The 9,061-nt window shown below is 70.0% G+C and carries 9 protein-coding genes and 1 pseudogene; 6 read left to right on the top strand and 4 right to left on the bottom strand.

The window, feature by feature from the left end:
• Positions 1 to 116 precede the first annotated feature (116 nt).
• Positions 117 to 1,091: a LysR family transcriptional regulator gene (locus tag AC1DYD_RS32145; protein WP_478176793.1), complete on the bottom strand. Its 975-nt coding sequence runs from the start codon at positions 1,089 to 1,091 to the stop codon at positions 117 to 119.
• A 157-nt stretch (positions 1,092 to 1,248) separates the two neighbouring features.
• Here AC1DYD_RS32145 and AC1DYD_RS32140 point away from each other — a divergent pair, with 157 nt between their 5' ends.
• The 4 genes from AC1DYD_RS32140 (at position 1,249) to AC1DYD_RS32125 (ending at position 5,227) form a co-directional block, all read left to right on the top strand.
• A complete protein-coding gene (locus AC1DYD_RS32140) occupies positions 1,249 to 2,229 on the top strand; it encodes a Bug family tripartite tricarboxylate transporter substrate binding protein (protein WP_478176792.1) in 981 nt (326 codons plus the stop codon).
• A 69-nt stretch (positions 2,230 to 2,298) separates the two neighbouring features.
• Positions 2,299 to 3,042 (top strand): NADPH-dependent F420 reductase, encoded by a 744-nt coding sequence (locus tag AC1DYD_RS32135; RefSeq protein ID WP_478176791.1) that lies wholly within the window; start codon positions 2,299 to 2,301, stop codon positions 3,040 to 3,042.
• Positions 3,039 to 4,331, top strand: a complete 1,293-nt coding sequence (locus AC1DYD_RS32130) for an NTP/NDP exchange transporter (protein WP_478176790.1) — start codon at positions 3,039 to 3,041, stop codon at positions 4,329 to 4,331. Before AC1DYD_RS32135 ends, AC1DYD_RS32130 begins: the two co-directional genes overlap by 4 nt.
• Positions 4,328 to 5,227: an aldo/keto reductase gene (locus AC1DYD_RS32125; protein WP_478176789.1), complete on the top strand. Its 900-nt coding sequence runs from the start codon at positions 4,328 to 4,330 to the stop codon at positions 5,225 to 5,227. The genes AC1DYD_RS32130 and AC1DYD_RS32125 overlap by 4 nt, the downstream gene beginning before the upstream one ends.
• 7 nt (positions 5,228 to 5,234) lie before the next feature.
• On the opposite strand, the gene AC1DYD_RS32120 is transcribed toward AC1DYD_RS32125, so the two are convergent.
• Entirely contained in the window at positions 5,235 to 6,116 is an 882-nt protein-coding gene (locus AC1DYD_RS32120) for a CoA transferase (protein WP_478176788.1), read from the bottom strand.
• A gap of 110 nt (positions 6,117 to 6,226) precedes the next feature.
• Between AC1DYD_RS32120 and AC1DYD_RS32115 the strand changes: the two genes are divergently transcribed.
• On the top strand, positions 6,227 to 7,129 hold the full coding sequence (locus AC1DYD_RS32115; RefSeq protein WP_478176787.1) for an SDR family oxidoreductase: 903 nt from the start codon (positions 6,227 to 6,229) through the stop codon (positions 7,127 to 7,129).
• A 104-nt stretch (positions 7,130 to 7,233) separates the two neighbouring features.
• Here the strand turns inward: AC1DYD_RS32115 and AC1DYD_RS32110 are convergent, their stop codons facing one another.
• Entirely contained in the window at positions 7,234 to 7,464 is a 231-nt protein-coding gene (locus AC1DYD_RS32110; RefSeq protein WP_478176794.1) for a pirin family protein, read from the bottom strand.
• 141 nt (positions 7,465 to 7,605) lie between these two features.
• Positions 7,606 to 7,953, bottom strand: a pseudogene (locus AC1DYD_RS32105) (pirin family protein); the annotation flags it as partial.
• Positions 7,954 to 8,067: 114 nt separating this feature from the next.
• On the opposite strand from AC1DYD_RS32105, the gene AC1DYD_RS32100 reads away from it, so the two are divergent.
• A complete protein-coding gene (locus AC1DYD_RS32100) occupies positions 8,068 to 9,048 on the top strand; it encodes an alpha/beta fold hydrolase (protein WP_478176786.1) in 981 nt (326 codons plus the stop codon).
• Positions 9,049 to 9,061 lie beyond the last annotated feature (13 nt).

Below are 9,061 nucleotides of genomic sequence, written 5' to 3'. Positions count from 1 at the left end.
CACGAAGTGAGGGAGCGTGGGGGCGAGCTCAGGCCGGCGCCGGGCCGCCCCAAGGCGGCCTGCGGCCCCCTCGGGGGGCAGCGACCCACACGCAGTGGGGGAGCGTGGGGGCTAGTTCAGGCCGCCAGTCGCACCTCCGGCATCGGCGGCGGGCTGACCCGCAGATGGCGCGTGGCGCTGGCGGTGCGCATCACCGCCGAGAGCAGCGAGCGGAACCAGATGTGGCCCGGCGCGTGCTGGTTGCGCCCGTGCCAGAGCTGGTAGAAGCGCATCGGCGGGAAATCGATCGGCGACGGCACCACCGCCAGCGGCAGCACGGCGGCGAAGTGCAGCGCGAAGTGCCGGCTGGTGGTGAAGATCAGGTCGGTGCCCGGCAGCAGGTGCGGCGCCATCGCGAAGTAGGGCACCGTCACCGTCGGCGCGCGTGTCAGGCGCTGAGTCGCCAGGTGGGTCTCGACCACGCCGCGCTGCAGCCCGCTGTAAAGCAGCGGCACGACGTGCGAGCCTTGCAGGTAGTCCGAGGGCCGCATGCCGCCGGCGCCCGGATGGTCGCGGTCGACCAGGCAGACGATCTCATCCTCCAGCAGCAGCGTGGTGCGCAGGTGCTCGGGCGGCTGCGGCCAGTTGCCGATCACGACGTCGATCTCGCCGTCGGCCAGGGCGCTGTCGTAGTCGTAGTCGGGCCCGAGCGGCTGCAGCAGCATGCGGGCCCCTGGCGCGGTGGTGCGCAGGTAGTGCACCACCGCCGCCATCAGGGGCGGCGCGAGGTAGTCGGGCGTCCCGATGCGGAAGGTCTGGCGCGTGGTGGCGGGGTCGAAGACGTCGCCGGGCGAGAGCAGGGCGTCGATCTCGCCGAGCACCACGCGCACCGAGGCCTCGAGCTGCAGCGCGCGCTCGGTCGGCACCATGCGCTGCTTGTCCTTGATCAGGAGCGGGTCGTCGAAGATCTCGCGCAGCCGCCTCAGCGCGGTGCTGATCGCCGGCTGCGACTGGTTCAGGCGGGTGGCCGCGCGCGAGACGCTGCGCTCGTTCATCAGGATGCTGAAGACGCGCAGCAGGTAGGTGTCGAAGGGGTCGTTGGCGCGTGACATGGCGTGTCTCCTGCACAGCTTTGGTGCCCCGGGGCACCAGCGCCAGTCGCTGGCGGACTCCGGGGCGGCGCTTTGCTATGCCGCTGATTGCTGCCTAGCGATTGGCGTGCCATGGCGGCCTTCCCAGAATCGGGCATCCCTTTTGCTGCACCACAACATGACCACCCCTCTGCACCCCACGCGCCGCGGCGCACTCCAGATGCTCGCCGCAGGCGCCGCCGCGCTCGCGCTGCCGGCCTTCGCCCAGTGGCCGGACAAGCCGATCAAGATCATCGTGACCTTCCCGCCCGGCGGGTCGAGCGACATCCTGGCGCGGGTGATGGCCGAGCAGCTCGGCAAGAAGCTCGGCCAGGCGGTGGTGGTGGACAACAAGCCCGGCGCCGGCGGCACCATCGGGGGCGCCCAGGTGGCGGCCGCAGCAGCCGACGGCTACACCTTCATGCTCTCGAACACCACGCCGATCGCGCTCGGCCCGTTCACGCTCGACAAGCAGCCCTACGACCCGGTCGCCGCCTTCACCCACATCGCCTACCTGGGCTCGGCGCCGCTGGTGATCATGGCCAGCAAGCCTTCGGGCATCGCGAGCTATGCCGAGCTCGAGGCGCGCGCCCGCAAGGAAGGGCGGCTGGACTTCGGCTCGGGCGGCCCGGGATCGATCGGCCACATCCACGGCGAGCTGATCAAGAAGACCACCGGCGCCAACCTCGTGCACGTGCCTTACCGCGGCGGCGCGCCGATGACCACCGACCTGATCGCCAACGTGATCCCGGTCGGCATCGACGTCATCACCGCCTACGTGCCCTTCTTCAAGAGTGGCCAGCTGCTGCCGCTGGCGGTCACGGGCAGCGCCCGCTCGCCGCTGATGCCCGAGGTGCCGACCATCATCGAGCTGGGCCAGCCCAAGCTGGTGCTGGAGAACTTCTTCGGCCTCAGCGGGCCGGCCGGGCTGCCGCCCGAGATGGTGGTGCGGCTGCACGACGCCTGCAACGAGGTGCTGGTGATGCCCGAGGTGCAGAAGAAGCTGATCGAGCTGGGGATCGTCGCCAAGCCCGAGAGCACGGCGCGTTTCGAGGGCGTGGTCAAGGAGCAGGTGGGCGTGCTCGGGCCGACGGTGAAGGCGGCGGGCATCAAGCTCTGAGCGGGCTTCGGGGTGCTTGCGCCGCCCCGGCGGGGGGCGGATGATCGCCCGGAACTCCAGGAGGGTTCGATGGCGCAGCATCCATCTTTCGACCCGACGCGGCGCGGCCTGGTCGCGGCCGGCGCGGCATGGAGCGCGCTCGCGGCGCTGTCGCCGGGGCCGGCCCCGGCACAGCCGACGGCCGGCATGCGCATCGGCATCATCGGCGCGGGCCGCATCGGCGGCACGATCGGCGGGCTGTGGGTCAAGGCCGGCCATCCGGTGATGTTCTCGTCGCGCCATCCCGAAGAACTCAAGGACCTGGCCGCGGGTCTCGGAGCGCTCGCCAGCGCCGGCACGGTGGAGCAGGCCATCGCCTTCGGCGACGCGCTCTTCATCGCGGTGCCCTATGGAGCGCTGCCGCAGATCGGCAAGGACTACGGCAGCGCGCTCAAGGGCAAGATCCTGCTCGACGCCTGCAATGCCGTGGCTTCGCGCGACGGCAGCGTGGCCGACGAAGTGGAGCAGGAAGGCGTCGGTGTCGTGTCGCAGAAGTACCTCGCCGGTGCGCGGCTGGTGCGGGCGTTCAACACCCTGTCCTACACGATCTTCGCGCGCGAGGCCCACCGGCCCGCGCCCAGGCTGGCGATCCCGATCGCGGGCGACGATCCCGAAGCCGTGAAGGTCGCGGCGGGGCTGGTGAGGGATGCCGGCTTCGACCCCGTGGTGGTCGGCAAGCTGGCCGACGCCCGTCGATTCCAGCGCGGCGGACCGGGCTACGGACAGGCGGTGAGCGCCGCCGAACTCAGGCAGAAGCTGTCGCTCGCGCCATGATGCGGCTTCAGGGCTGGCTGCGGCGCGCGGTTCCGGCGACGCCGCAGGAGCTGGCGGCGGCCCTGTGGTCCTTCGGCTATTTCTTCGCGCTGCTGGCGGGCTACTACGTGCTGCGGCCGCTGCGCGACCAGATGGGCATCGCGGGCGGCACGCGGGCGCTGCCGTGGCTGTTCACCGCGACCTTCGTGACGCTGCTGGCCGCGCAGCCGATCTACGGCGTGCTGGTGGCGAGGCTGCCGCGGGCACGGTTCATTCCGCTCGTCTACCACTTCTTCGTCGTCAATCTCGCGTTGTTCTGGCTGCTGCTGGCGCTCGGCATCGCGCCGGTGATCGTGGCCCGCGTGTTCTTCGTCTGGGTCAGCGTCTTCAACCTGTTCGCGGTCGCCGTGTTCTGGTCCTTCATGGCCGATCTCTTCTCGAGCGAGCAGGGCAAGCGGCTGTTCGGCTTCATCGGCGCCGGCGGAACGGCGGGGGCGCTGCTGGGACCGGTCATCACCATCGCGCTCTCGGTGCCGCTGGGGCCGCACAACCTGCTGCTCGCGGCCATCGTGTTTCTCGAGATCGCGGTGTTCTGCGCGCACCGGCTCGAGCACCGCGCGGGAGCGAGCCCGGGCCAGCGGCGCGACGAGTCCCGCGTGGGCGGCAGCGCCTTTGCCGGCTTGTCGGGGATGCTCCGCTCGCCTTATCTGCTCGGTGTCGGCGCCTGGGTGAGCCTGCTGTCCTTCGGCGCGACGATGCTCTACTTCGCGCAAGCCAACGTGGTCGCGGCCACCGTGCAGGGCGCTGGAGCGCAGACGCGGATCTTCGCCAGCATCGACCTGGCCGTCGGGCTGCTCACGTTGGCGACGCAGGTGTTCGCCACCGGCCGGCTCCTTCAGCGCTTCGGCACGGGTGTGGCGGCGGCGGCGCTGCCGGCGGTCTACGTCATCGGCTTTCTCGTGCTGGCGATGGCGCCGAGCCTGGCGGTGGTCCTCGTGTTCCAGGTGGTCCAGCGCTGGATGAATTTCGCCATCGCCAATCCGGCGCGGCAGGTGTTCTTCACGGTTGTCGGGCGCGAGGACAAGTACAAGTCCAAGAACCTGATCGACGTCGTGGTCTACCGGGGCTCCGATGCGCTCTATGGCTGGGTCTACGACCTTCTGCACGGGATCGGACTCAAGATCGGCGCCATTGCGCTTTGCGCGCTGCCGGTGGTGGTCGGGTGGCTCGTCCTGTCGGCGCTGCTGGGACGCACGCAGGAGCGCCGAGCCTCTTTCGACACCATCACCGCGCAAGGAGAACCGCCATGACCCGCATCACCCGGCGAGAGTTTTCCGCGCTTGCCGCCATGGCAGCCGTGCTGCCGCCAGCCGCGTTCGCGCAGGGCGGAGCAGCCGCGCTCATCACGCGCGCCGTCCCCTCCACCGGGGAGCGCCTGCCCGCCGTCGGACTCGGCACCGCCAACGTCTTCAGCACCGACGACGTCCGCACGCGCGAATCCGCTGCGCAAATCCTGCAGACACTCGTCGATGCCGGCGGCCGGCTCGTCGATACCGCCTCGGCCTATGGCGACGCCGAACTCGTGCTGGGGCAGGTGATGACCGCTATGAAGGCGCGCGACAAGATCTTCGTCGCCACCAAGCTCCGTTCCCCTGATGCGGCGGAACTCGATCGCTCGCTGGCCCGGCTGGCGACGCGCCGCATCGACCTGCTGCAACTGCACAACGTGCGCGACCCGCAGCAATCGCTGGCCCGCTTCAGGGAATGGAAGGCGCAGGGCCTGTGCCGCTACGTCGGCATCACCTCCACCTTCGAGCGCGACTACCCGGCCTTCGAGACCGTGCTCCAGCGCGAGAAGCCCGACTTCGTGCAGGTCGCCTATTCGCTCGACGACCGCGAAGTCGAAGCGCGCCTCCTGCCGCTGGCGGCCGAGGTGCGGGCCGGCGTGCTCACGGCCTTGCCCTTCGGCCGCGCGCGCCTGTTCCGTGCGGTGCGCGGCAAGCCGCTGCCCGACTGGGCGGCGGGCTTTGCCGGCAGCTGGGCGCAGTTCTTCCTCAAGTTCCTGCTGGCCGACGAGCGCGTGACGGCGGTGATCCCCGGCACCTCCGATCCTGCGCACATGGCCGACAACCTCGGCGCGATGCGTGGTCGCTTGCCCGATGCCGACGAGCGCAAACGGATGGTGGCCTTTCTGCAGAGTCTCTAGACGCTTGTCAGTTCGCCAGCGTCAGCAGCGGCAGGTCGCGCTCGCGTGCGATGGCGTCGAGCTGGGCGCGGGTGCGCGTGCCGATCCAGCGTGCGATTGCTTCGTGCGTTCCGGACGCGAACATGTTCGTCGATGCCAGCCCGGCCGCTTCGCAGAGCCGCGCCGCGAAGTGCGGCTCCAGCGCGGCGACCGCCACGCGGCCGTCGGCGCAGGGGTAGATGCGGTAGCCCGCATGGGCGCCGCCGACCGCGCCGTCGGGGGTGGTCAGGCCCCAGGTGCGCGGCAGCGCCAGCCAGTCGGCGGCGGCGTTCAGCGCCACCTCCAGATAGATCCCGGCCGTGGGCGACGCGCCGGTCCGGAGGGCTGCCTTCAGCACCGCTTCGCTCGCAAGCAGCGCGCCGCCCATATCGGCGTACAGCGTCGGCGGCAGCGCGGTGTCGGTGACCAGGCCGCTCTCGGCGAGGTAGGTGAGGTCGTGCCCGGGCTCCTCGGCGCGGTCGCCGGGGGCGCCGACGATCGCCACCTGCGAGAGCCTCGGATGCCGGGCGCGCAAAGCGTCCCATTCCAGCCCCAGCTTGGCCAGCGCGGAGGGCCTGAACGACGTCAGCAGCACGTCGGTGGCTTCGAGGGCGCGGTGCAAGCGCTGCCGGCCGGCCTCGGACTTCAGGTCGGCGGCTTCGACCGTCACGCCTTTGTGCAGTGCTGCGTAGGCGGTGCGGTTGTAGTGCGCCATCGGGTCGCCGGACGGCGGCTCGAGCTTGGTGCAAGTCGCGCCCATGGCGCGGCAGCGCATCAGCGCGGCGGGGCCGGGCAGGTTGAGCGCGAGGCTCAACACGCGGACGCCGGCCAGCGGCGCGAAGGTCTCGGAGAAAGAGGAGGGAGCGTGCATCGGTCGATTTTCCTTGGGCGACGAATGATCACAGCTTACCGGCTCGCCTCCGGCGCTCTACGATGCGTGCTGCACAGTCCGATCCATCCACCCAAGACAAGGAGACACGCATGTTCCAAACCGATCTCATGGCCGGCCAGCGCATTCTCGTGACCGGTGGCGGCACCGGCCTCGGCCGCGCGATGGCCGAGCGTTTCCTGGCGCTGGGCGGCGACGTCGCGATCTGCGGCCGGCGCCAGGGCGTCTGCGAGGAGACCGCCGCCGAATGGCGCACGCAGTTTCCGGGGCGGCGCATCGACGCCTTCGGCGTCGACATCCGCAATGCGCAGGCGGTCGACGAGATGGTCGACAGCCTGTGGCAATCCGGCGGGCTGGCCGGGCTCATCAACAACGCGGCGGGCAACTTCGTCTCGCCGACCGAGGCCCTGTCGCCGCGCGCCTTCGACGCGGTCGCCAACATCGTCTTCCACGGCAGCTTCTACGTCACGCAGGCGGTCGGCAAGCGCTGGGTCGCCGAGGCGAAGGAGGGCAAGTGGAAGGCCGGCGACCCGTACCGCAGCGTGATGAGCATCATCGTCACCTGGGTCGACAACGGCAGCCCCTACGTCGTGCCCTCGGCGATGAGCAAGGCCGGCATCGAGGTGATGACCAAGTCGCTGGCGGTCGAGTGGGCGCGCTACGGCATCCGCCTGAACGCGGTCGGCCCGGGCGAGATCCCGACCGAGGGCATGAGCAAGCGGCTGAATCCCGGCGAGGAGCCCGGCGCTCGGAGCAAGGCCCACAACCCGATGGCCCGGACCGGAAAGATGAGCGAGCTGCAGAACCTCGCCGCCTTCCTGATGGCGCGCGGCCAGTGCGACTGGCTCACCGGCCAGAGCATCATGATGGACGGCGGCAACGCGCTCGCGACCGGCGGCAACTTCTACGAATTGCGGCAGTGGAGCGATGCCGACTGGCTGGCGGCACGCGAGCGCATCGAGGCGCAGAACCAAAAGGACAAGGCTCAACGCTGAACGCCGCCCCCGCGGGGGCTGGCCGGCGCGCTGCGCTCGCGCGAGGCGCTGGAGGCCGAACTCGAGCGTGTCCGCCAGATAGCCGTCGCTCGTCGAGGCCGGTGTCAGGCGAGGTCGAACCAGAGCCAGCGCGCGTCCGTCACCGCAGCGAGATCGAGTGAGCGCACGGACACCAGCTGAAGGGCGTCACCGCCTCTCAGCTCCAGGGGCTCGGCTTCGGAGTTCTCGCGGATCGTCAGGATGCCATCCAGCAGCTGCAACCATCCGAAGCGCCCTGGAGCGAGCGCCTGGGTCGCGACTTGTCCGGCGCCCAGTCTGCCCGCCCAGATGCGCACCGGCGCCGCCAATGCAAGCGCGCCGTCTGCAGCGTCCGGACTCGCGACCAGTCGAACGGGGCCGGGTTCGCCGCTCAGCGCACCGGCAAGGGTCTGGTAGCGTGGCAAAGCGCCGTCCGCTTCACCATGAAGCCAGATCTGAAACAGGTGGGCGGGCTCGGTCGGGGAGGGATTCCGCTCGGAATGCCGAATGCCGGTGCCGGAGCTGATGAGCTGGATGTCGCCACCTCGCAAGATGCCGGCGTTTCCGGCCGAATCCTTGTGCTCGATGAGCCCGGCCAGGACGAAAGTCAGAATCTCGAAGTGGTCGTGCGCATGCTCCGCAAAGCCGGAGCCCCCGGCGATGACGTCTTCATTGATCACTCTCAAGGCCCGGAATCCCATCCTCAGAGGGTCGTTGAACGAGCCGAATGAAAAGGTGTGGTGGCTGGTGAGCCACCCGGTGCGGGTCCGCCCGCGCGCTTGGCGATCGTGAAACAGGTCGGTCATCCCGACAATTCTGACGCGTTCGCGTGGTGCCGCCTCCTCAAGCGCGGGGCGGCGGTCCTTGCCAGCGCCGGCATTCGTCGGCATCATCGCCGGCGCTGAAGAAGGAGCTCTCCGATGACACCGTGGATTCGCCATGCCGCTGCTCTCGCCCTCTTCGTGACTGCGGCCGCCGCGCAGTCCGCGGGCCTCGTGGGCAATACGCTGCCACCGGGCTTTCCTTCGATCGAGGACACCTCGCTGGCCCGGCCGCTCATCGGCTTCGGTGCCGCCGGGCTGGTGACCCGAACGCCGGTGATCTTCATTCACGGCAACAACGACACGCCGTTCGCCACCGCCTGCAACCCCTACGGGCGCGTTCAGGCGATGGCGCAGTACTTCGCCGACAACGGCTATGCCACCAGCGAACTCTGGGGCGTGGGCTACCAGGGCGACCAGTGCGACCTGGCCGCGGACCAGTCACGCCGTTCGAGCATCGCCCACACCAATGCGGCCAACGTGCCCGACCTGCGCCGCTTCGTGCGCGCGGTGATGGACTTCACCGGCGCCAAGCGGGTGGACATCGTCGGGCACAGCCTGGGCGTGACGCTCGCGCGCGAATGGATGCGGCAGGACGAGGCGCAACAGATGGTGCGCCGCTTCGTCGCCGTCGACGGGCCCAACCACGGCATCATCAACTGCTCGCCCGACCCCGCCAACTACTGGCAGGCCCCGGCGGCGGGCGGCTTCACGCCCGCAAGCGACGTGTGCCAGGAACTGGGCTCGCCCGAAACGCCCTTCCTGCGCCTGCTCAATGGCCGCAACGAGAACGACGGGCCGACGCGCGTGCTGGTGATCCGCAACGGCGATGCCAGCTTCGTCTACTTCCCGGTGCAGGACGGCGTGATCGCGCCGGTGCCCGCCGTGGATTCGTTCGGCAGGCCGACGGACTTCTCCAGGAGCGCCAGCCTGCGCGGCACGCGCGAGATCGTGCTGACGGGGCAGGGCGCCTACGACCCCATCCTGCACACCGGGCACCTCGGCATCCTGAACTCGCCGCAGACCTGGCAGGCCGCGTTCGAGTTCCTGAACGACCGCTCCAGCGGCAAGGACGACTGAGCTCGCCGGTCAT

Source organism: Variovorax sp. P4_B11 (assembly GCF_056402355.1).
Note: the sequence above shows the minus strand (reverse complement) of the source record. Positions and strands in the feature narration are given on the sequence as shown.

What these genes read in the sequence shown, in the direction of transcription:
- AC1DYD_RS32145 (WP_478176793.1), bottom strand. Translation starts at nt 1,091, where the DNA reads ATGTCACGCGCCAACGACCCCTTCGACACCTACCTGCTGCGCGTCTTC.
- AC1DYD_RS32140 (WP_478176792.1), top strand. Translation starts at nt 1,249, where the DNA reads ATGACCACCCCTCTGCACCCCACGCGCCGCGGCGCACTCCAGATGCTC.
- AC1DYD_RS32135 (WP_478176791.1), top strand. Translation starts at nt 2,299, where the DNA reads ATGGCGCAGCATCCATCTTTCGACCCGACGCGGCGCGGCCTGGTCGCG.
- AC1DYD_RS32130 (WP_478176790.1), top strand. Translation starts at nt 3,039, where the DNA reads ATGATGCGGCTTCAGGGCTGGCTGCGGCGCGCGGTTCCGGCGACGCCG.
- AC1DYD_RS32125 (WP_478176789.1), top strand. Translation starts at nt 4,328, where the DNA reads ATGACCCGCATCACCCGGCGAGAGTTTTCCGCGCTTGCCGCCATGGCA.
- AC1DYD_RS32120 (WP_478176788.1), bottom strand. Translation starts at nt 6,116, where the DNA reads ATGCACGCTCCCTCCTCTTTCTCCGAGACCTTCGCGCCGCTGGCCGGC.
- AC1DYD_RS32115 (WP_478176787.1), top strand. Translation starts at nt 6,227, where the DNA reads ATGTTCCAAACCGATCTCATGGCCGGCCAGCGCATTCTCGTGACCGGT.
- AC1DYD_RS32100 (WP_478176786.1), top strand. Translation starts at nt 8,068, where the DNA reads ATGACACCGTGGATTCGCCATGCCGCTGCTCTCGCCCTCTTCGTGACT.